The 19,983-nt window shown below is 58.8% G+C and carries 22 protein-coding genes; 15 read left to right on the top strand and 7 right to left on the bottom strand.

All coding sequences use genetic code 11. The features are described 5' to 3' along the window. Nucleotides 1-317 precede the first annotated feature (317 nt). Complete coding sequence (locus WKI41_RS08455) at nt 318-911, bottom strand: class I SAM-dependent methyltransferase (RefSeq protein WP_340193058.1); 594 nt, start codon at nt 909-911, stop codon at nt 318-320. A 224-nt stretch (nt 912-1,135) separates the two neighbouring features. Here WKI41_RS08455 and WKI41_RS08450 point away from each other — a divergent pair, with 224 nt between their 5' ends. Further along, complete coding sequence (locus WKI41_RS08450; protein ID WP_340193260.1) at nt 1,136-2,044, top strand: MBL fold metallo-hydrolase; 909 nt, start codon at nt 1,136-1,138, stop codon at nt 2,042-2,044. A 53-nt stretch (nt 2,045-2,097) separates the two neighbouring features. Here the strand turns inward: WKI41_RS08450 and WKI41_RS08445 are convergent, their stop codons facing one another. Genes WKI41_RS08445 through WKI41_RS08435 form a run of 3 tightly spaced genes read right to left on the bottom strand, consistent with a single transcriptional unit; the run spans nt 2,098 to nt 5,301 of the window. After that, the gene (locus WKI41_RS08445; protein ID WP_340193057.1) at nt 2,098-2,919 is read right to left on the bottom strand and encodes a transglutaminase family protein; all 822 of its coding nucleotides are present in this window, start codon (nt 2,917-2,919) and stop codon (nt 2,098-2,100) included. A gap of 27 nt (nt 2,920-2,946) precedes the next feature. Beyond that, on the bottom strand, nt 2,947-3,888 hold the full coding sequence (locus WKI41_RS08440) for an alpha-E domain-containing protein (RefSeq protein WP_340193056.1): 942 nt from the start codon (nt 3,886-3,888) through the stop codon (nt 2,947-2,949). A 3-nt stretch (nt 3,889-3,891) separates the two neighbouring features. Then, complete coding sequence (locus WKI41_RS08435; protein WP_340193055.1) at nt 3,892-5,301, bottom strand: circularly permuted type 2 ATP-grasp protein; 1,410 nt, start codon at nt 5,299-5,301, stop codon at nt 3,892-3,894. Nucleotides 5,302-5,357: 56 nt separating this feature from the next. Between WKI41_RS08435 and WKI41_RS08430 the strand changes: the two genes are divergently transcribed. The 4 genes from WKI41_RS08430 to WKI41_RS08415 all read left to right on the top strand — a co-directional run bounded on the left by WKI41_RS08430 (nt 5,358) and on the right by WKI41_RS08415 (nt 7,986). After that, entirely contained in the window at nt 5,358-5,639 is a 282-nt protein-coding gene (locus tag WKI41_RS08430; RefSeq protein WP_340193054.1) for a hypothetical protein, read from the top strand. Between the two features lie 99 nt (nt 5,640-5,738). Beyond that, nucleotides 5,739-6,359, top strand: coding sequence for a L,D-transpeptidase (locus WKI41_RS08425; RefSeq protein ID WP_340193053.1), 621 nt, complete (start codon nt 5,739-5,741; stop codon nt 6,357-6,359). Between the two features lie 112 nt (nt 6,360-6,471). Then, a complete protein-coding gene (locus WKI41_RS08420; RefSeq protein WP_340193052.1) occupies nt 6,472-7,269 on the top strand; it encodes a class II glutamine amidotransferase in 798 nt (265 codons plus the stop codon). Nucleotides 7,270-7,602: 333 nt separating this feature from the next. Then, on the top strand, nt 7,603-7,986 hold the full coding sequence (locus WKI41_RS08415; RefSeq protein WP_340193051.1) for a DoxX family protein: 384 nt from the start codon (nt 7,603-7,605) through the stop codon (nt 7,984-7,986). Nucleotides 7,987-8,111: 125 nt separating this feature from the next. On the opposite strand, the gene WKI41_RS08410 is transcribed toward WKI41_RS08415, so the two are convergent. Beyond that, nucleotides 8,112-10,094, bottom strand: coding sequence for a response regulator (locus WKI41_RS08410; protein WP_340193050.1), 1,983 nt, complete (start codon nt 10,092-10,094; stop codon nt 8,112-8,114). Nucleotides 10,095-10,515: 421 nt separating this feature from the next. Between WKI41_RS08410 and WKI41_RS08405 the strand changes: the two genes are divergently transcribed. Then, nucleotides 10,516-12,066: a DEAD/DEAH box helicase gene (locus WKI41_RS08405; protein ID WP_340193049.1), complete on the top strand. Its 1,551-nt coding sequence runs from the start codon at nt 10,516-10,518 to the stop codon at nt 12,064-12,066. Nucleotides 12,067-12,135: 69 nt separating this feature from the next. On the opposite strand, the gene mnmD is transcribed toward WKI41_RS08405, so the two are convergent. Further along, entirely contained in the window at nt 12,136-12,882 is a 747-nt protein-coding gene (gene mnmD / locus WKI41_RS08400; RefSeq protein ID WP_340193048.1) for a tRNA (5-methylaminomethyl-2-thiouridine)(34)-methyltransferase MnmD, read from the bottom strand. Here mnmD and WKI41_RS08395 point away from each other — a divergent pair. From WKI41_RS08395 to WKI41_RS08355, 9 genes are all read left to right on the top strand, one after another. Then, nucleotides 12,881-14,074 carry an NAD(P)/FAD-dependent oxidoreductase gene (locus WKI41_RS08395; protein WP_340193047.1) on the top strand — a complete coding sequence of 398 codons (1,194 nt, stop codon included), beginning with the start codon at nt 12,881-12,883 and terminating at the stop codon, nt 14,072-14,074. The genes mnmD and WKI41_RS08395 overlap by 2 nt on opposite strands. A 105-nt stretch (nt 14,075-14,179) precedes the next feature. Next, nucleotides 14,180-14,887, top strand: a complete 708-nt coding sequence (locus WKI41_RS08390; protein ID WP_340193046.1) for a DUF1045 domain-containing protein — start codon at nt 14,180-14,182, stop codon at nt 14,885-14,887. Between the two features lie 129 nt (nt 14,888-15,016). Beyond that, nucleotides 15,017-15,940 (top strand): allantoinase PuuE, encoded by a 924-nt coding sequence (gene puuE, locus WKI41_RS08385; RefSeq protein ID WP_340193045.1) that lies wholly within the window; start codon nt 15,017-15,019, stop codon nt 15,938-15,940. Next, nucleotides 15,940-16,443: a 2-oxo-4-hydroxy-4-carboxy-5-ureidoimidazoline decarboxylase gene (uraD, locus tag WKI41_RS08380; RefSeq protein WP_340193044.1), complete on the top strand. Its 504-nt coding sequence runs from the start codon at nt 15,940-15,942 to the stop codon at nt 16,441-16,443. The genes puuE and uraD overlap by 1 nt, the downstream gene beginning before the upstream one ends. 59 nt (nt 16,444-16,502) lie before the next feature. Beyond that, nucleotides 16,503-16,793 (top strand): nucleotidyltransferase family protein, encoded by a 291-nt coding sequence (locus tag WKI41_RS08375; RefSeq protein WP_340193043.1) that lies wholly within the window; start codon nt 16,503-16,505, stop codon nt 16,791-16,793. Then, nucleotides 16,790-17,152 (top strand): HepT-like ribonuclease domain-containing protein, encoded by a 363-nt coding sequence (locus WKI41_RS08370; RefSeq protein WP_340193042.1) that lies wholly within the window; start codon nt 16,790-16,792, stop codon nt 17,150-17,152. Before WKI41_RS08375 ends, WKI41_RS08370 begins: the two co-directional genes overlap by 4 nt. A 3-nt stretch (nt 17,153-17,155) precedes the next feature. Next, nucleotides 17,156-17,656, top strand: a complete 501-nt coding sequence (locus tag WKI41_RS08365) for an ureidoglycolate lyase (protein ID WP_340193041.1) — start codon at nt 17,156-17,158, stop codon at nt 17,654-17,656. Further along, nucleotides 17,653-18,009, top strand: a complete 357-nt coding sequence (uraH, locus tag WKI41_RS08360; protein ID WP_340193040.1) for a hydroxyisourate hydrolase — start codon at nt 17,653-17,655, stop codon at nt 18,007-18,009. Before WKI41_RS08365 ends, uraH begins: the two co-directional genes overlap by 4 nt. A gap of 5 nt (nt 18,010-18,014) precedes the next feature. Next, a complete protein-coding gene (locus WKI41_RS08355) occupies nt 18,015-18,530 on the top strand; it encodes a metallophosphoesterase family protein (RefSeq protein ID WP_340193039.1) in 516 nt (171 codons plus the stop codon). Between the two features lie 103 nt (nt 18,531-18,633). Here the strand turns inward: WKI41_RS08355 and WKI41_RS08350 are convergent, their stop codons facing one another. After that, entirely contained in the window at nt 18,634-19,905 is a 1,272-nt protein-coding gene (locus WKI41_RS08350; RefSeq protein WP_340193038.1) for a serine hydrolase, read from the bottom strand. Between the last annotated feature and the right edge of the window lie 78 nt (nt 19,906-19,983).

Here is a 19,983-nt window from a genome sequence, read left to right as displayed (position 1 = left end):
CTTAATTTCGGGCCTTTGAAACCCAACCGCTTTCACGGGTCTCATCTTCGGACGAACAGTCGTTCGACGTTTCGACCTCGTCCAATTGCTGCAGCAAATGCGAAAAGAGTTCGTCTGTCTGCACCGACGTTCTCGATGCAGCGCGTGATGCTTGCTTTATGGCGTCGTGGCCCAAAAACCTAGCCAGGCGGTATTCTTGTCCTGTCACGAAACTGTCCCTGTTATTCCCCACCCGGAGAACAGTTCTTGGGGGATTCGGTTCCGTGGATGTGCGGTGTTCATCACGAAAAACAGCCGCGCGCCCAATAATGAGACAGTTATGGTTTCGCGGCTGTTACATGCAGCCAGTCGGTTGGCTTGTTGTCGTAGCCGCTGCCCTTGGCTTCATCGATGGTGACGGAGGTCCACGGGAGTTGCTGGTAGAGTTCCAAAAGCCATTGGGCAGATGGGTAATTATAGAAGCGGTCAAGTTCGTCGCGACCTTCGGCGGCGCCAGCCTTGTAGCTGGCGTAGAAAACACCCTTGTCCTTCAATGCGGCATGGATGCGGGCGATGATGGAGGGCAAAGTGGCGCGGGGCACATGCAGCAGGCAGGCATTTGCCCAGATGCCGTCATAGGCGTTTTGCTCACTAATGTCTTCAAAGAGCAGCGTGCTGGTTGCAACGCCGAGACGTTCAGCGGCAGCGCGCGCCATCTCGGGCGTTCCATCGGTCGGATGGACATCAAAACCGAGCGCAAGCATAGCTTCGCTGTCCTGGCCTGCGCCGCAGCCGAGTTCCAGAACCCGGCCACTTTTTGGAAGGGCGGCCAGAAAGGCCTTCAGGCGAGGGGAGGCTTCTTCGCCTCGCGTCGTATAGGCAGCAACTTCTCGGGCATAAAAATCGATCGTATCGTCATCGCGGGCAGTCATGGATGTTCTCTTCCCAGTGGCACGTCATCAAAATGGATGCTGTTTAGCATCTCTGGTCGGGAGTCTCCAAGTCCGTCATCAAAGTGGACAGCGTGGCGTCGCTTGAGCGGGTATGTCTTTCGCCGAGCCAAGAGCTGCTCGGTGCTTGACGTGATCAGCTCGTTCCAACCATCATTGGACGAAGTTGAAGAGCGATATTCCGTTTCGTACATAAGGCTGGGATGATGACGATCGATGTGACGCTGACGTCTTACCTTGGACTTGATGATCGCATCACGGTCATTCGGGCAGGCGATGAGGTGGACGCCGTGTTTGTGCGTACCGAGCGCTTCAACGTGCTGGTCGATACGCTGGGGACGCCGAGCCTCTGCCGGCGTGCGCTAGAGCTGCTTGCCGATCGCATGCAAGATCGCCCTCTCATCGTGGTGAACTCGCACATGGATTGGGATCATTTCTGGGGCAATAGTGCCATAAGTGGCGCGCCGATCATCGCCCACGAGTGCGTAATCGAGCGCTTGCGCGATCCCTCGGCTCTTCAAACGCTGGAGGAGAAAAGAAAAACCGAGGTTCGGTTCAACGAGGTCGAGCTTGTTTCTCCCACATTGACCTTTAGCGGCAGCAGCATGACGCTTTATGGCGGTGATCTCACTCTGCAACTTTTGCACACGCCGGGACACACGCCAGACCATCTTGCCGTCTGGATACCGGAGCTTGAGACATGCCTGGCTGTAGATGCTGTCGAGCATCCCATTCCTGAAGTCTGGAGTAGTTCGCCCGACGACCTGTGCAACCTTTGCTCCTCGCTGAAGACCATTCGCAGCCTCAAGCCGAAACATCTTGTTCTCGCGCATGGCCAGACGAACGATCCGATCATCCTGGACCGGAACATCGCCTATTTCGAAGACATTCAAAGAGCCGTGGGTCTACTCCCTGCTGATGCCCTGGCGAACGACGATCTGCATAAGCGGGAGGGAATGAGGCTCGAAGACTTCGTCGATCTTCCGGTGAGAATGTCTTCAGACGCGCAAGAATTCTACAGGCGCTGCCATCGCTCCAATCTCGGAGCTGCGGTCGCGACGCGGCGGGCTTCTAAATCGTCCAGTGGTGGCTTCGCGCAAGGAAGCCCAGCGTAATCCATGACGATCATGGCTCGCGTCACGGTCGATCTGCGAGCCAATTTACAGCGTCAGCTCTGCGACTGGCTCTGGCTTTGTGATTGGTGCACCGTGACCGAGACGCTCAAGCTTTCGCCGGAAACACCAACGCGCATACCGGAGACCGGGGCGCAATCGCGATAGCAAAGGCCGGTGGCGATGCGCACATAGCGCTCATCCGGGCATATCTTGTTTGCCGCATCGAAACCGACCCAGCCAAGGCCGGGGAGATGGGCTTCACCCCAGGCGTGGGTTGCCGCCTGTTCCTCGACACCTTCCATCATCAGATAGCCGGAAACGTAGCGGGCAGGGTGGCCGAGGACGCGTGCGGCGGCGATGAAGATGTGCGCGTGGTCCTGGCAGACGCCTTTGCCGGCTTCCAGTGCCTGTTCGGCCGTGGTCTCAGTGCCGGTGCTGCCGGTCTGATACTCGACCTCCAAATGGATCAAGGCCATCAGTTCGTGAAGACGTTCCAATTCGGTGCTGCCCGAGCTTTGACGCGCGATCTCGCGCACCAACTTGCCGGGCTTCGTCAGCGGCGTGTCGCGGGTGAAAAGCCAGAGCGGCGCGTTACCGATATGGGTGCCAAAGACGCCGGCCTTGTCCTTCGTTTCCACTTCACCGCTTGCCACGACCTTGACGGCGTGGCGCGGGCCTTCGGTTTCTACCAGCTCGACCCGGTTGCCGAAGTGGTCGTCGTAGCGGACCTCGACGGTGGCGCCCTCGACCGCGACATTCCAATTCAGCACGGTCTGCATCGGCCCGCTGACTGGCGTCAGGCGCAGGCGCTGAAGCGAATATGGCACCGGCTCTTCGTAAAGATATTCGGTCGTGTGGTTGATCTTCAGACGCATTCGCCCCGTATCCCCGTCTTGTTCCGCTTACTGATAGAAGCGGTAGCCTTGCGTGATTTCCTGCCCCAGCTGGCCGTTCCTGTTGATGAAGGCTTCCAGGAATTCATGCAGGCCCCGATCCATCACGCGGTCTATCGTGGTTTCCTTCAATGTCGACAAAATGGCGTCCGAGGTTTCGTGCGCCTTGTGCCGCTCGCCGTAATCCTTGGCGAGATAGCCGAGGTTGCTGACGATCTTCTCATAGCAATAGGCAAGCGAACGCGGCATGCGTGCGTTGAGAATGAGGAAGTCGGCAATGTTGGCGGGCTTATATTCCGCATCGTAAACCCAGCCATAGGAGCGGTGGGCAGAGACCGAGCGAAGGATCGATTCCCATTGGGCGTTGTCGAGCGACGAGCCGACCTGTGCTGCCGCCGGCAGAAGCACGTAATATTTGACATCGAGGATGCGCGCAGTGTTATCCGCCCGTTCGATGAAGGTGCCGATGCGCGAGAAGTTGTAGAGATCGTTACGCAGCATCGAGCCGTGGAAAGCGCCGCGCACCAGACCTGCCCGATGCTTAATGACGTCGATGACATGCGGCATCTCCGCAGGTTTCAGGCGGCGTGCGAGCAAGCTCTTCAACTCGATCCAGAATTCGTTGGTCGCTTCCCAGGTTTCGCGGGTCAGCGCCGTGCGCACCATGCGGGCGTTGTTACGGCCCGCATCGATGCAGGACATCACGCTTGACGGGTTGGACTTGTCGCGCAGGAGGTAGTCGATCGCATCGGCAGAGGTCACCTTCTCGTTGCTTTCGAGAAAGGCTTCGCGAACGCCTGCACTTTGCAGCACGCCGTCCCAATCTTCATCCGCACTGCCGCTTCGCGTCAGCGAGACACGCAGACCCGCATCGACGAGGCGCGCGATGTTTTCGGCGCGCTCGATATAGCGGAACATCCAGTAGAGCCCGTTTGCAGTTCTTCCCAACATGGCTCAGTCCTCCAGTACCCAGGTGTCTTTGGTGCCGCCACCTTGGCTGGAATTGACGACGAGCGAACCCTGCTTGAGGGCCACGCGGGTCAAACCGCCTGGAATGATTTTGACCTTGTCGGACACAAGCACATAGGGACGAAGATCGACATGGCGCGGTGCGATGCCGTTCTTCACCATGATCGGGACGGTGGAGAGAGAAAGCGTCGGCTGGGCGATGTAGTTGTTCGGTCGTGCGCGCAGCTTATCGGCAAACAGAGCGCGCTCCTTCTTGCTGGCCGTCGGGCCAACCAACATGCCGTAACCGCCGGAGCCGTGTACTTCCTTGACGACGAGATCGGCGAGATTGTCGAGGACGTATTTCAGGCTGTCCGGCTCCGAACAGCGCCATGTCGGCACGTTTTCCAGAAGCGGCTTGCGGCCGGTATAAAACTCGACGATTTCCGGCATGTAGGAGTAGATCGCCTTGTCGTCGGAAATGCCGGTGCCGGGCGCATTGGCGATGGTGATATTGCCGGCGCGGTAGACATCCATGATGCCGGGAATGCCAAGCGCCGAATCCGGCCGGAAGGTGAGGGGGTCGAGGAAGTCGTCATCGACGCGGCGATAGAGCACGTCGATGGCCTCGTAACCCTGCGTCGTGCGCATCTTCACCTTGCCGTCCATGACGCGCAGGTCGGAGCCTTCCACCAGTTCCACGCCCATCATATCGGCCAGGAAGGAATGCTCGTAATAGGCCGAGTTGTAGATGCCCGGCGTCAACACCGCCACACGCGGCTTGCCCTTGCAGCCGGGGGGCGCCAGCGACGCCAGCGACTGGCGCAGCAGATAGGGATAATCTTCGACGCGCTGGACCCGGTTCTCATGGAAGAGTTCGGGGAACATCTGCATCATGGTTTCGCGATTTTCCAGCATGTAGCTGACACCGGACGGCGTTCTGGCGTTGTCTTCGAGCACGTAGAACTGGTCTTCGCCGGTGCGCACGATATCGGTGCCGACAATGTGGGTATAGACGCCGCCCGGCGGGCGGAAGCCGATCATCTGCGGCAGGAAGGCTTCGTTCTTCTCGATCAGCTCGCGGGGAATGCGACCGGCCTTGATGATTTCCTGCTTGTGATAGATGTCATCCAGAAAGGCGTTCAGCGCAACGACGCGCTGTTCAATGCCTTGAGCAAGCTTGCGCCACTCCTTGCCGGAAATGATGCGCGGAATGATGTCGAAGGGGATGAGTTTTTCAGCGCTGTCGGCGTGACCGTAAACGGCAAAGGTGATGCCGGTTCTGCGGAAGATGTTTTCCGCGTCCTTGGATTTCTGGATCAGGTGCGACCTGTCCTGTCGGCTATACCAGTCGTTGTAGTTTGCGTATGGGCTTCGCGGCGTGGAGTCCGCATTTATCATTTCATCAAATGCCAACTTTCAGGTCCCCTTTTTGTACATTTGAATACAAGGCTGGAAGCAATGCAAGCCGGATGAGCAGTCGGCGATCCAGATTTTTAGGCTGGTGGCGATCCCGCAAAGCGACTGAAAATAAAGCAATCTTTCCGTCCCAGCATCAAAATGCGGCAGAGCATGGAAAGTTCATGGGACTTTGGTGGAATTGCGGATATTTTTTGCGCTTCGTACGCAAGCTCACTGCCTATAAATTGAGCGCGTTTTTATTACCAACGCTTCCCTTAAAAGTTGGTGGCGCAGGTGAAGCTGCGGCGTTGGCTGCGCTCCTTCGTAAAGGCCTCGATCCGGCCGTGGCCTGACCGCGTGGCCTTAACCTTTGGCCGCCGATATTAGATGTTTGTTAACCATAAAAATATACCTCTGGTTAAATCGAAAGATTCGTGAAGGCAGGGGGTAATATGTCGATTTCGCGTCGTGGTGTCCTGTTCGGGTTGCCGCTTTTCCTGGCAGGCTGTGCAAGTATCAATCCCGCAGGCCAGCGGCAGAACTATGCGGCGTTGCCGGATGAGCAGTTCCCCATGGCGGCCATGCCGCTTGAGAAGATCAAGCCGGAACTGCGTCGTCAGGAAGTAGCCTACGAGACCACCTATCCCGCCGGTACCGTCGTTGTCGACACACCAGCGCGCCGCCTCTACTTTGTGCTCGGCGGTGGTCGCGCGGTACGTTACGGCGTTGGCGTCGGTCGCCAGGGTCTGTCGCTGAAGGGCAATGCCTATGTGGGACGCAAGGCCGAGTGGCCGAGCTGGACGCCGACCCCGAACATGATCCGTCGCGAGCCGGAGCGGAACCTGAAATATGCCGGTGGCATGCCAGGCGGCCTCAACAACCCGCTGGGTGCGCGCGCGCTGTATCTTTATCGTAACGGCAATGACACGATGTTCCGTCTGCACGGCACCAACCAGCCTCAGTCTATCGGCCACGCCATGTCGAGCGGCTGCATCCGCATGCTCAACCACGATATCATCGACCTCTATGAGCGCGTTCCGGTCGGTGCCCGCGTGGTTGTGATTCAGGACTGAAGCATCTCATTAACGCCCTGATCGGGCGCTAGAGCGGCTTCGTTCAACAAAGAAGGCGTCCCCGATGATGTTATCGGTGGGGGCGCCCCGAACCTGGTACGAAGGTATTCGCATGTGCCGTTTTCTGGCCTATTCCGGTTCACCTGTCTGGCTCGACACGCTTCTGATCGAGCCGGAAAGTTCACTCATCAGCCAGTCGCTTGCCGCACGGGAAGCAAAGACGGTGGTGAATGGCGACGGGTGCGGCATTGGCTGGTACGGCGAGAGACCGGAGCCCGGCATTTATCGCGGCATTCTGCCTGCATGGTCGGACAAGAACCTGACCTCGCTTTGTCATCAGATCCGCGCCGGCATGTTTCTGGCACATGTGCGTTCCGCCACCACCGGCGGCGTTTCCATGGCGAACTGCCATCCTTTCGGCTTTGGCCGGCATCTTTTCATGCATAACGGCCAGATCGGTGGCTATGAAAAGGTGAAGCGCGCCATCGAGGCCCATATTTCCGACGATGTCTATTGCTCGCGCGCCGGTAATGGCGACAGCGAGGCGATATTCCTGATTGCCGCCGGCCTCGGTCTCGACAAGGACCCGGTCGATGCTTTGGCGCGCACCATCGAAATCTGCATGGATGTGGTGCTGGATGCAGGCGTCGATCAGCCCATCCGCTTCAGCGCCATCCACGCCGATGGCGATACGCTGCACGCCTTCCGCTGGTCGAGCGACGCCCGTCCGCCGACGCTTTATTGGCGCAACATGGGAGAAGGCATCGCTATTGCGTCCGAACCGTTCGGCACGGGTGGCGAAATGTGGGAAATTATCCCTGCCAATACGGTGGCGACCGTCGTCAAGGGCAAGATCGAGTTCAAACCCTTCACGCCATATTATCGGGATGCCGTTTTGATGACTGCGTGAGAGCGGTCAAGGCACTCATCATGGCCCTAAAATATGTGGACGAATTTCTGTCGGCGATAAATGCTGGCGGTTGAATCCTGTGGGACGAGAAAGGAATTGGGTCGGTTTTTCAACTCAACGGAGAGTTGCGCTAGCGGGTTCAGGCTTGCGCTTTTTGTGATAGCGTAAACGTGATTATCGAGCGCTCGATTTCGAGCCTATCGACGAAGCGCACCGAGAGCAGATGCGATCACCGTATTTCCATCGCACGAGCTCCAACTCATTGTTTTGAAGCATTTCTAGACACGTAGCTTAAGCACCGCCGCTGGAAATGCGCCAATCAGGAACGCTTGAATGTCCGTATTTGAAAAACTTTCCCGCTATCAGCCTTACGCCCTTGCAGCCCTGCGCATCATCGCCGCGCTTCTTTTTATCGAACACGGCACGCAGAAGCTGTTCGGCTTTCCTCCATCGCAGATGGAAGGTTCGCTTCCGCCGCTTCTTCTTGCGGCTGCATTGCTCGAACTCGTCGGCGGCATCCTCATTCTGATCGGCCTCTTCACCCGCCCGGTTGCTTTCATTCTCTCCGGCCAGATGGCGTTCGCCTATTTCATGGCACACGCGCCAAAGAGCGTCTTCCCCGCCATCAATGGGGGTGACGCGGCGATCCTCTTCTGCTTCATTTTCCTGTTCCTCGTGACCGCGGGTCCGGGTGCGTTTGCAGTCGACAAGCGTTAAGACGACCTTCTTCGCCGTCATCAACGGATTTGATGACGGCGTTGGGTCTCGGGATTTTTAAGCGGCCCCTATCGAGGGCGCTTCAGGTCTCCGCGTCCTCATCTTCGAGTTCTAAATTTTCTCGTTTAAAGCGCTTCCAGCGCGCGCTTCGACAGCCACTGGCTGATCTTGGCGCGCAGCACTTCGGGGCTGATGGGTTTGGATATGTAGTCGTCCATGCCGGACGCCAGGCACAATTCACTGTCCAGATCCAGCGCATGTTCTGTGACGCCGATGATCGACACACGACCCAGGCGACCGTCTTCGTCGTCTTCCATCTGGCGAATTGACTGGGCGGCCTGGTAGCCGCTCATGACCGGCATCGATACGTCCATCAAGATCAGCGACGGGTTCTCGTTGTGCCAGGCTTCGACCGCCTGCTTGCCGTTGCCGACAATGCGGAAATCCAGCCCTGCCTGTTGGAGAATCTGGCTGAAGACGATCTGGTTCACGTCATCGTCTTCCGCCACCAGCACATCGATGCTGGACCCCACCCTGCGATTGGCCTGCGGCAGGTAGGAGTGGATCGGAGCATCAAGCGCCCCGGTCTCGGTGACCGAATGTGAGGAGACGTCTTCCACCGCAGAGAGAGGAAGTAGCGCTTCAAGAGCCTCACGTAGCTTTTGTGTGCGGACCGGCTTGGCGATATAGGCTTGCGCGGTGCCGCAGGTCTTTGCTTCGCGAAGCGATGTCAGCAGGATGACGGGAGTGCCTCGCATCAGGGGGTGGCGGCGCAAACGGCGGAACACCTCGTCGGCCCCCATGTTGGGCAAGTCTTCATCCAGAAGGACAGCCGCGGGGCTGAGACCCAGGGTGACCGCTTCTTCGAGGATGGCAAGCCCGGTGGTGCCGTCCTCAATGGCGTAGGCGTCGAGCCCCCAGTCGCGCAGGCGCCTTGTCAGGATATCGCGACTGATCGCATTCCCGTCGATTATCAGGATACTCGCGTCGACAGGCCAAGCCGGTGCGGCGGGTCGCGATACGACCGGAACTGGCAGAGTGACGCTGAAGACCGAGCCCTTTTTCACATCGCTCTCTGCTGCGATCTCTCCGTCGAGCAGGGATACGACCCTGCTGATTTGCGCGAGCCCAGTCTGGTCGAGCGTTGAACGACCGCTTTGATCCAAGATCGAGCCGAGTTGGTCCCGAGACATGCCGACGCCGGTGTCTTCCACAGTCAGTTTGAGGGAAATCGTCGCACCGGATGCAATGCTCTTGGCGATCAGCCTGATGATGACATGGCCGGAATGGGTGAAGCGGATGGCGTTGCTGACGAGGTGGGTGACGATCTGGCGAAAGCGCGCCTCGTCCGCGTCGATCGTCATCTTTGCCGACGCGTCGATGTCGGTGAAGAGTGTCAGCCCCTTTTCTTCAGCATAAAAGGAGAGCAGCGACGCGATCTCTTCCACCAGATCGGTGGGGTCAAAATGGCTCGTCTGCAACACTGCCGAGGCGTCAGCGCCGGAGGCGCTCAGCACGGCGTCCAAGCTCCGCAGCAAAGCGTTGCCGGAATGGACGATCGTAGCCGCATAGGCCTTTTGCCGGACGTCGAGGTTGGTTCGGGCAAGTGCTTTTGCCATGTCGAGGATGCGGCCGAGAGGTGTCTTGGCCTGAAGAAGCGCCTCGGTAGCTGCGTTGTGATGCCGACCGTCTTCTTCTACATCTTCTGGTCCAGGTGCTTTCGCTCCCATACGATCAGGCTGCGACACGCCTTGGAAATCGGGCATGTTTTCGAAAACTTCGTAGAGAAAAATCCGGCCCGTTTCGTCGATGAAGCGTTCGCAGCGCAGGGTCTGCGCGTCCGCCAGGATGCCTCGGCAGGTGGCAATCTCGTCGGTGGCGAAGACAAGACAGCGGCGTTCCTTGTCTTCCCGCTCCACATCATCGGCCGTGCCGAACATGATGCGGCTTGATTGGCCGGGGAAGTCCTGCGCGCTCTTGCCGGCAAAACGGGCATAGGCAGCGTTGACGCAGATATAGCGTAACTCGCTATCCTTGACGCAAGCTGGCAGGTGCAGGGATGACACGCCCTGGCAGGCCTTTTCCAACAAGCTGCCTTCGATATTCAAGCCATGCTCCAGACCATCAATGGAATCAAAATATCTTTAATCTATCGGCACGCTAGGAGAGGTGAGCGTGAAAAACCATGGGCGACCAAGGCTTTTCACGCTTTTTTAACCATAAGCATCAAGTCGGTGTGGCAGCGCTGGCGAAAGAATTGCTTGACTTTTTTCGGTAAAACGACCACATGCCGTCCCAAGCTTTCACCTTCCACAGCCGCGTGAGCTGTAGCGTCCTTTCAAAATCATACGCACGCATGAAGGAAAAGCGCATTTGATGCAGAATACGGCGATCATTCGCCAGTGCTGAGCGCAGAGAGTTATTTCAACCCACCAAGTTCCCAATTCACGCGGGGTTCTTGACGCCAAGACAACCGGACAGCATGGGCTGAACCGGCTGAAGCGTTTTGGCGCCCCGAAAGGTATTCTATTGACCAGTTTTAACGAACTCGGCCTATCCGAAAAGATCGTGGCCGCTGTCACCGCACTCGGTTATACGACACCAACACCTATTCAGGCGAAAGCCATTCCACTTCTGATGGAAGGCCGCGATGTTATCGGTCTTGCACAGACCGGCACGGGCAAGACCGCTGCTTTCGGCCTGCCGATGATCGAAATGCTGATGAAGCATGCAGAACGTCCAGCCAACCGCACCACCCGCTCCCTAATCCTTGCGCCGACGCGCGAACTGGTCAACCAGATCGGCGAGAACCTGCGCTCTTTCGTCAAGAAGACGCCGCTTCGCATCAACCAGGTTGTTGGCGGCGCGTCGATCAACAAGCAGCAGCTGCAGCTGGAAAAGGGCACCGACATCCTGGTTGCGACGCCGGGCCGCCTGCTCGACCTGATCGCCCGTAACGCAATTTCGCTCTCCAAGGTCACGCATCTCGTGCTCGACGAGGCCGACCAGATGCTCGATCTGGGCTTCATTCACGACCTGCGCAAGATTTCCAAGATGGTGCCGGCAAAGCGCCAGACGCTTCTCTTTTCGGCCACCATGCCGAAGGCGATTGCCGATCTTGCCGGTAGCTACCTGACCGATCCGGTCAAGGTAGAAGTCACCCCTCCGGGCAAGGCTGCCGACAAGGTTGAGCAGTATGTTCACTTCGTTGCCGGCAAGAACGACAAGACTGATCTTCTGAAGAAGTCGCTTGCCGAAAACCCCGATGGTCGCGCCATCGTCTTCCTTCGCACCAAACATGGCGCCGAGAAGCTTTACAAGCATCTCGAGCATGTCGGTTACAAGGTTGCTTCGATCCATGGCAACAAGAGCCAGGGCCAGCGCGAGCGCGCGTTGAAGGGCTTCAAGGATGGCGACGTCAAGGTGCTGGTGGCGACCGACGTTGCTGCACGCGGCATCGACATTCCCGCCGTGACGCACGTCTTCAACTACGACCTGCCGGAAGTGGCAGATGCCTATGTCCACCGCATCGGTCGTACGGCCCGCGCGGGTCGTGATGGCATTGCGATCGCGTTCTGCGCACCGGACGAAACCCGCCTGCTGCACGACATCGAAAAGCTGATGAAGATCGAAATTCCGGTCCTCTCCGGCGAGCGTCCCGAAGGTCTTGCCAGCCGGACCCGTGGGAGCGGCAACCGTGGCGGCCGTGGAAACGGCGCCGGTAACGGTGGACGTCGTCAGGGTGGCGAGCGCGGCGAACGTTCGCACGGCGATCGTCCGGCTCGTGGTCATCGTGAAGGCGGTCACCGCGAAGGTGGTCATCGTGAGGGCGGACGCCGCAATGGCGATTTCCGCGGTCAGCGTGCCGGCGAGTTCGCTCCTGTCGAGCGCGATAACGACCTGGAAGTCACGTCTGACTTCAAGCGCACGAAGGTTGACGGTGGTGAAGGCGCCAAGTCTGCCGGTCCGCGCAAGCATCGCGGTGGGCAGGGCCGTCCGGCCCGCAAGTCCGGCTCTTTTGCCGCTGCCGGTCAGGGTCGTCCTGCCGGCAATGCCGGTCGCGGTCGCAAGCGCGGCTGACATGGCCATATGAATCCACAAGCGCCCGGACAATGATCCGGGCGTTTTTGTTTTGAGTGTGTTTTTTACTTAGGGAGGCGAGTTCGTATCGGCATGCTTGGTGCCGCACAGCATTTCCCGCTTGCCCGCAAAGCCCTTGCGGCGCTCCACCGTGAAACCCACGGCCTGCAGGTTGCGGCGCACGAAGCCTGCGGCGGCATAGGTCGCAAAGGTTCCACTTTGACGCGTCTTCTCGTAGATCGCGCTCATGATTTCTACCGACCACATGTCCGGATTGCGCGATGGCGCGAAGCCATCCAGGAACCAGGCTTCAAAGGTGAGCGCACTCGTCTTGATGCCTTGGAGTGCCTCGCCGCAGACGACGGTGAGCTTCGTCTGATCATCCAGTTGCAGCGCAATGATGCCTTGCGGCTCTTGCGGCCACAGCGCGACGAGAGCCTGACGTTCCGCGTTGACTTCCGGCCAGCGCGACAGGGCCCGGTCGATCTCTTGCGCCCGCATGGGGTAGAGTTCGAAGGAGACGAAGTGCAATGTCTTGCCGGGGTGGCGAACGAGCTTCCACTGGCGCCATGTCTCAGTAAGATTGAGGGCTGTACCGAAGCCGAGTTCGCCAACGACGAAGGTGTCTTCGGGATGGTCGTTCCAGCGATCCGGCAGGCCGTTGCCGTTCAAGAAGACGTGGCCGCATTCCAGTCGGCCATCGGTCTGGCAATAAAAATGATCGCCAAAGGCCAGCGAATAGGGCATATCGCCCTCTCGCCAGTCCAGCATGTTATCGCCGGTGCCGTCCGGTTTTACGTCTTCGGGATGTGTCATGGTCCAAGCCGATAGTCTTCCCGATCACCTAGGTCAATCACCTTTGCCGTCCAGTACCTCGCTGCTGATTATCGGCGGCGGCATCATGGGGCTATGGGCGGCGCTGAAAGCCGATCGCCTGGGCATCGATGCGGTGCTGGTCGATGCCGGTCGCCTGGGAGGCGGGGCGAGCGGAGGGCTGCTTGGCGCGTTAATGCCGCACATGCCGGATCGTTGGAATGACAAGAAGCAGTTCCAGTTCGATGCACTTCTGACGCTGGAAGATGAGATTGCACGGCTCGAAGCCGAGACCGGCATGTCCGCCGGTTATCGGCGCTGTGGTCGCATCATCCCACTGCCGAAACCGCATCTGCGTACCATTGCCGAACGCCATAGTCTGGAGGCTGCAACCAATTGGGACCAGCAGGGCCAACGCCTCCATTGGCATGTGCTGGATGCGTCGCCGGTGGAGCAATGGGTCATTGCCTCTGCCGGGGAGGCGGGCTTTGTGCATGATACTTTTGCAGCCAAGGTATCGCCTAGGGCGCTGGTTGCCACGCTCGTTGCGCGGCTGAAGGCGGCGCCGCATGTGCGTGTGGTGGAAGGCTGCGAGGTCGTCTCGCTTGACCCAAAGCGTGTCGCGCATTTCGCGAACGGGGCGAGATTAGCTTTCGATCATGCCATCATCTCTGCGGGCTACAGTTCCTTCCCGCTATTGACACAAGCATTCAGCCTTTCCGCCGATCCCGCGCTTGGGCAGGCCGTCAAAGGTCAGGCGGCTTTGCTGAAGGCGACGATCGACCCGGCCATGCCGGTGGTCTTTCTCAACGGGCTTTACATCGTGCCGCATGAGGACGGGACGGTTGCGATCGGTAGCACCAGCGAGGAAGACTTTGCCGATCCCTTCAGCACCGATGAGAAACTGGATGGCTTGATTGAGGCGGCAAAAGGGATCGTGCCGGAGCTCTCAAAAGCTCAGGTGATCGAGCGCTGGGCCGGTCTTCGTCCAAAAGCCATTGGTCGAGATCCAATGGTGGGCGCGCTTGCCAAACGACCTGAGATCGTGGCGCTCACCGGCGGCTTCAAGGTGAGCTTCGGTCTTGCGCATCGTCTTGCGGATGCGGCGCTTTGCGCCGTTCAGGGCGAGGATATCGACGTGCCTTCCAGCTTCCGGACCGACGCGCATCTTGCGCTTGTTCACGCAAATCTGTGATCCGCTCTCGGTCCACGTCGTCAATCTGTCACGCAAATCACCTATCTGCTGTCGCCATGCATAGACAGACATAAATCCCAAAAGAGCGGGGCGAGGTGACGACGCATGCGGTACGCCATTCATTACACGCCTTCCCCGAACGACCCGATGACCTTTGCTGCAGCCTCCTGGCTCGGTCGCGACGTTTACTCCGGCCACAGCATCGAGCCGCCGGCACAAGCTGGTCTCGGGATGCAGGAACTCTCCTACTTTACAGCACTTCCGCGCCGCTATGGTTTCCATGGTGCGATCAAGGCGCCATTCCACTTGGCCGAAGGCATGACCGAGGGCGCTCTGCTTCGCGACCTGATGCGATTTGCCGGCACGCACCAGCCTTTCACGCTGCCACCGCTTGAAATTGCCAAGCTCGGCAACAGTTATGGGCTCGTCCCATCCTGGCCGTCTGAGACGCTGAATTTTCTCGCGGCCAGCGTGGTGCAGGATTTCGACCGCTACCGCGCAGCACTTTCCGAGGCCGATATCGAGCGCGCCGATCCGCATCGGCTGTCAGCTGCGCAACTGACCAATCTTCACCGCTGGGGACATCCTTACGTCATGGATGAGTTTCGTTTTCAGATGACGCTGACCGGCGCCATTGTGCCAGCCGATTGCGCGCGTGTGGAGCGGGCGCTACGCAGTGTTTTCGATGCTCTGCTGGAGCGTCCGCTGGAGTTTGCCAATCTGGCACTTTTCGTTGAGGAGGAGCCGGGCGCACCCTTCCGGGTTCATTCTCTGCATCCGATGGGCCGCGTTTCTGCCCGCAAAATAGCCTGACTGACGCGTTTTCAGGCCATTCGCTTCGGGTGAAAATGCAGCGTCCGGTTTTGGCGGATTTGTGCCAGAACGCTCTCGACTTTCCGGCCTGCGATGCTACCGTTCACGAAATTTCGTGAAGGTGATTTGATGATTTCCGCAGACTATCCCCGCAATCTCATTGGCTATGGCCGCAACGTCCCGGATCCGAAATGGCCGGGCGATGCGCGCATCGCCGTGCAATTCGTCATCAATTACGAAGAGGGCGGGGAAAGCTGCATTCTCGACAATGACAAGGCGTCGGAATCGCTGCTGTCGGAAATCGTCGGCGCGCAGCCATGGCCGGGGCAGCGCAATCTCAATATGGAATCGATCTATGAATATGGCTCGCGCGCCGGTTTCTGGCGTCTGTGGCGTATGTTCACCTCGCTCGGCGTGACAACCACAGTCTACGGCGTAACCTCGGCAATGGCACGCAACCCGGAAGCGGTTGCCGCCATGAAGGAGGCAGGCTGGGAAATCGCCAGTCACGGTTATCGCTGGTTGGAATACAAGGATTATTCCGAAGAGGAAGAGCGCAAGCACATTCTCGAGGCCGTGCGGCTGCACACCGAGCTGACCGGCGAGCGCCCCTACGGCATGTACCAAGGCAAGCCGTCGGACCATACGCTAAAGCTCGTCATGGAGGAGGGCGGCTTCCTCTACTCCTCCGACTCTTACGCCGATGATCTGCCTTATTGGGTGAAGGGCGCGAAGACCGATCCGTTCCTCATCATCCCCTATACGCTTGAAACCAACGACATGCGCTTTGCCACGCCGCAGGGCTTCAACTCGGGCGATCAGTTTTACACCTATCTGAAGGACGCCTTTGACGTGCTGTATCAGGAGGGTGTGGAAGGCTCCGCCAAGATGATGAGCGTCGGCCTACATTGTCGTCTGGTGGGACGTCCGGGTCGCGCGGCGGCGCTTCGCCGTTTCATCGAATATGTGCTCGGTCACGAGAAGGTCTGGATCCCGCAGCGCATCGAAATCGCTCGCCATTGGCATGAGCATCATAAGCCGGAGGCACTGTGATGCTCGGGCGCGACGATTTTATCAGCCGTTTCGGTGGCGTTTTCGAGCATTCCCCTTTTATTGCCGAGCGCGCCTATGACGCAGGTCTGGTGGTTGAGCCGTTGACCGCCAGGAGTGTTCACGAGGCGCTTTGCGTGCCGTTTCGGGCGGCATCTCAGGAAGAGCGGCTTGGTGTGCTGCGCGCGCACCCGGACCTTGCCGGTAAGCTTGCCATTGCCGGAGGTCTGACCGAGGACAGCAAGAAGGAGCAGGCGGGGGCCGGACTTGATCGGCTGACGCCGGACGAGCATGCACGCTTCACCGAGTTGAATACGGCTTATGTGGAGAAGAACGGTTTTCCTTTCATCATCGCGGTGAAGGGGCTGAACAAGGACGATATTCTGCGCGCCTTTGAAGAGCGCATTCACAATGACGCCGAACAGGAGTTTGCGACGGCAACGGCACAGGTGGAGAAGATCGCCCTTCTTCGGCTTTCGGCGCTGCTGCCTGAGAGCGTCGCTTGATAGGATGGCTTTCCACGGCGCGTTTCGCGTCCTATATTCTTTGCAGTAAAGGATGAGCGATGAGACCGTCGGAAGTGCTCGAACAGAACCGGGAGGCGATCCGCGAAGCGACCAAGCGCTTCAAAGCGGCCAACCCACGTGTTTTCGGCTCCGTGGCGCGGGGCGAGGATCGTCCGGATAGCGATCTCGATATTCTGGTCGATGCCTTGCCGGAGACGACGCTTTTTGACCTCGGAGGGTTACTCGAAGAACTGTCCGAGAGACTCGGCGTGCCTGTCGATGTCGTTACATCTGGTGGGCTTCATGCCAGGATCAGGGATCGCGTGTTGCAGGAAGCAAAGCCGATATGAATTCGGATCGGCTGCTTCTCCAACTCGAAGAAATCGAGACCGCTGCGTCAAACATTCTGAAATTCGTCATAGACATGGACGAGGCCGCATTTCTCTCTGACGAACGGACACAGATGGCGGTGATGATGGGGCTCGCGATCATTGGAGAAGCTGTGGTCAAGATCGTCCGAGGAGCGCCGGAGTTCTTGCGGCAACACACTGACATCCCATGGACGCAGATGAAGGGTATGCGAAACCTCATCGTGCATGACTACTTCCGTGCTGAAATGTCTGTTGTCTGGAAGACGGTAACGGAAAGTATTCCCGAGCTGCAAGAGCGTCTTGCCACCATCCGAAACTGGCGCGCGCAAGGTGAATGAGCATTGAGTGACTTTCTTGAAATCCGCCCTCTGGAGCGTGAAGCCTTCCGTCCCTTCGGTGATGTTATCGAAGCCGATCCCTCGACCATGCGCCTCATCAATGGCGGCAATACCGAGCGCTATCATGCTTTAGGAGAGGCCGATGTCACGGGTGAGGGCGCGCGCGTCGTCATCAATCTCTTCCGTGGCAAGCCGCGTCGCTTTCCCCATGCCGTCGACATGATGGAGCGCCACCCGCTCGGCAGCCAAAGCTTTTCGCCGCTCTCTGACAAACCCTTTCTTGTGGTCGTCGCGTTGGATGAGGGTGGCAAGCCAGGTCGGCCCCAGGCCTTTCTGGCCGGTCCCGGCCAAGGCGTGAACTATCATCGCAATGTCTGGCACCATCCGCTGATGACACTCGGTGAGACAAGCGATTTTCTGGTGGTGGACAGGGATGGGCCGGGCGTCAATCTGGAAGAGTATTTTTTCGAGCAACCCTTTTTCATAGCGGAGCCAAGCCCATGACCGGCCTCACGACCCATGTTCTCGATGCCGCCCACGGCACGCCTGCTGCAGGCTTGAAAATCGATCTCTATCGGCTGGATGGCGAGCGGCGTGAAAAGCTGAAGAGCGTCGAGACCAATAGCGATGGCCGAGTGGACGGCGGGCCGCTGCTGGTGGGGGAAACGTTTCGCGCCGGGGAATATGAACTGGTCTTTCATGCCGGTGATTACTTGCGCCAGAAAGGCCTTGTCCTGCCAGAGCCGGCCTTTCTCGATATCATTCCGATCCGCTTCGGCATTGCCGATGAGGCCGGGCACTACCACGTGCCGCTGCTGCTTTCGCCCTTCAGCTACTCTACCTATCGCGGAAGCTGATCACCATGATCTTCGCGGCAATTTCGGCACTCGAAGCCGTGCTGGCCGACATTGAAAAGCTTGGCATCACGGACATCGTCAATCTGGGCGATTGTTTCAGCGGCCCGCTGGAAGCGGGGCGTACCGCGAGATCGCTGATTGATCGAGGCATTCCGACGGTGCGCGGCAATCACGACCGCGCCTTGATCGAGGAGCAGCCCGACGAGATGGGGGCGTGGGAAAAGACGATCTACCCGCAGCTTTCTCCAGCGGATCTGGAATGGCTGGCAGCGCTGCCATTCGAGATGGTGTTCAAGGGCGTGGCCTATTGCTGCCATGGTTCACCGGCCGGCGATCTCGATTACTGGCTCGAGCGTATCTTGCCGGAAGGCGTTCTACATCTGCGTGCCCGCGCCGAGATCGAAGCGCTCGCCCGCAGCATCGATCAGCCGATCATGCTTTGCGGTCACACCCATCTAGCCCGAACCGTGCAGCTTTCCGACGGCCGCCTGATCGTCAATCCATCGCAATGTGCGCTATAATGCGGGCCCGATGGCGACGTTGGCTCGCAAGAACGGTATGGACCGCGTCGGCAACGCGATCGAGAGCGGCTGGCTGGACTGATAAACCGTTCCCTCTTTTGTTTTAGCCGTTGCTGGTCATCACCACGCAGGAATAGGAGCGCGCCTTCAGGTCCTTGCAGGCCGAGAGCGCTTCTGCCTGGGTGTCGAAGCCGGTGAAGCGGGCGCGATAGAGCGTTGCGCTACCGGTCCTGACGGCTTCGGTATAAGGCGCTACGCCTGTATGGCCGGATGACAGCGACGACTTTGCGGATTTCAGCATGGAAAGCGCGGCGGCTTCGGAGTCGGTTGCAGCGATCTGGACTTCCCAGCGGCTTCTGCCTGGAGGAACGGCGGATGGAGCGACAGCGGATGTCTGCATCATGTCCGCCATGACGCTGTTTGCCGATGCGATCTCCTTGGCGATGGCGTCTTGGCGTTCGGCAAACATGGGAAGCGGCACGACGGAGGGCGGCGTGTCGAAGGTACGGCTGGTGCTGGCGCTTGCCACCAGTTGCTCGGTGTCGCGCGTGCGCGATGCTTTCGGCAGGGTGCGATCCAGCAGGGCGACGACCTGATTGTCACGGCGCTGCGCGCTTTGTCCACCCAACACGACGGCCACGACGCTGCGGCCATTGGAATTGACGGCGCTGACGATGTTGAAACCGGAAGCGTTGGTGTAACCGGTCTTGATGCCGTCGACGCCTTTGTAGCGCGTCAGCAGCCGGTTATGACCGCGAATGGTCTTGCCACGAAAGCTGAAGGATGTGGAGCTGAACATCTTGTATTCGCGGGGAAAATCCCGCTGCAATGCGAGGCCGAGTTTCGCCATGTCGCGCGCGGTGGTGACTTGCGATTTGTTAGGCAGGCCCGATGCATTGCGGAAGACGGTCTTTGTCATGCCAAGCTGGCGAGCCTTGCGCGTCATCATGTCGGCAAAACGCGCTTCGGAGCCGCCGAGATAATCGCCCATGCCTTCGGCCAGATCATTGGCGGACTTGACGATCATGCCGTAGACGGCTTCGCGTACCGTGAAGGTGGTGCCGGCGCGCACGTAGAGCTTGGAGGGAATGGTCGCAGCACCGTTCTTCGACATGGTGATGCGCTGGTCCCAGCTGATACGGCCCTTATGCAGCGCCTCGAAGGTCAGATAGAGGGTCATCATCTTGGTCAGCGATGCGGGGTATTTCAGCTGATCGGCATTTTGCGAATCCAGCACTTTTCCCGAATTCGCGTCGATGACGATATGCGCATAGCGTGCCTGCGCTGGTGCTGCCCCGAATGTGAGGATCGCGCAGAAAAACGCCAAAGCGAAGAGCCATGCTTCAGCCGTTCCCCGTCTGATCTTACCCGACATGATTTTCCCCTTATGCGTCCCTGTGGTGCTGCCCGTTGCCGATAAAGTAGCGAAGCTTTCAGGCAACAAAACCGTTAG

It is taken from the genome of Agrobacterium larrymoorei, from assembly GCF_037722385.1.
Taxonomy (GTDB): domain Bacteria; phylum Pseudomonadota; class Alphaproteobacteria; order Rhizobiales; family Rhizobiaceae; genus Agrobacterium; species Agrobacterium larrymoorei_C.
Note: the sequence above shows the minus strand (reverse complement) of the source record. Positions and strands in the feature narration are given on the sequence as shown.

Bases quoted from the DNA above. Each gene is read 5' to 3' on its own strand.
- WKI41_RS08455 (WP_340193058.1), bottom strand. From the start codon at position 911: ATGACTGCCCGCGATGACGATACGATCGATTTTTATGCCCGAGAAGTT.
- WKI41_RS08450 (WP_340193260.1), top strand. From the start codon at position 1,136: ATGACGATCGATGTGACGCTGACGTCTTACCTTGGACTTGATGATCGC.
- WKI41_RS08445 (WP_340193057.1), bottom strand. From the start codon at position 2,919: ATGCGTCTGAAGATCAACCACACGACCGAATATCTTTACGAAGAGCCG.
- WKI41_RS08440 (WP_340193056.1), bottom strand. From the start codon at position 3,888: ATGTTGGGAAGAACTGCAAACGGGCTCTACTGGATGTTCCGCTATATC.
- WKI41_RS08430 (WP_340193054.1), top strand. From the start codon at position 5,358: ATGAGCAGTCGGCGATCCAGATTTTTAGGCTGGTGGCGATCCCGCAAA.
- WKI41_RS08425 (WP_340193053.1), top strand. From the start codon at position 5,739: ATGTCGATTTCGCGTCGTGGTGTCCTGTTCGGGTTGCCGCTTTTCCTG.
- WKI41_RS08420 (WP_340193052.1), top strand. From the start codon at position 6,472: ATGTGCCGTTTTCTGGCCTATTCCGGTTCACCTGTCTGGCTCGACACG.
- WKI41_RS08415 (WP_340193051.1), top strand. From the start codon at position 7,603: ATGTCCGTATTTGAAAAACTTTCCCGCTATCAGCCTTACGCCCTTGCA.
- WKI41_RS08395 (WP_340193047.1), top strand. From the start codon at position 12,881: ATGGTCCAAGCCGATAGTCTTCCCGATCACCTAGGTCAATCACCTTTG.
- mnmD (WP_340193048.1), bottom strand. From the start codon at position 12,882: ATGACACATCCCGAAGACGTAAAACCGGACGGCACCGGCGATAACATG.
- WKI41_RS08390 (WP_340193046.1), top strand. From the start codon at position 14,180: ATGCGGTACGCCATTCATTACACGCCTTCCCCGAACGACCCGATGACC.
- puuE (WP_340193045.1), top strand. From the start codon at position 15,017: ATGATTTCCGCAGACTATCCCCGCAATCTCATTGGCTATGGCCGCAAC.
- uraD (WP_340193044.1), top strand. From the start codon at position 15,940: ATGCTCGGGCGCGACGATTTTATCAGCCGTTTCGGTGGCGTTTTCGAG.
- WKI41_RS08375 (WP_340193043.1), top strand. From the start codon at position 16,503: ATGAGACCGTCGGAAGTGCTCGAACAGAACCGGGAGGCGATCCGCGAA.
- WKI41_RS08370 (WP_340193042.1), top strand. From the start codon at position 16,790: ATGAATTCGGATCGGCTGCTTCTCCAACTCGAAGAAATCGAGACCGCT.
- uraH (WP_340193040.1), top strand. From the start codon at position 17,653: ATGACCGGCCTCACGACCCATGTTCTCGATGCCGCCCACGGCACGCCT.
- WKI41_RS08355 (WP_340193039.1), top strand. From the start codon at position 18,015: ATGATCTTCGCGGCAATTTCGGCACTCGAAGCCGTGCTGGCCGACATT.
- WKI41_RS08350 (WP_340193038.1), bottom strand. From the start codon at position 19,905: ATGTCGGGTAAGATCAGACGGGGAACGGCTGAAGCATGGCTCTTCGCT.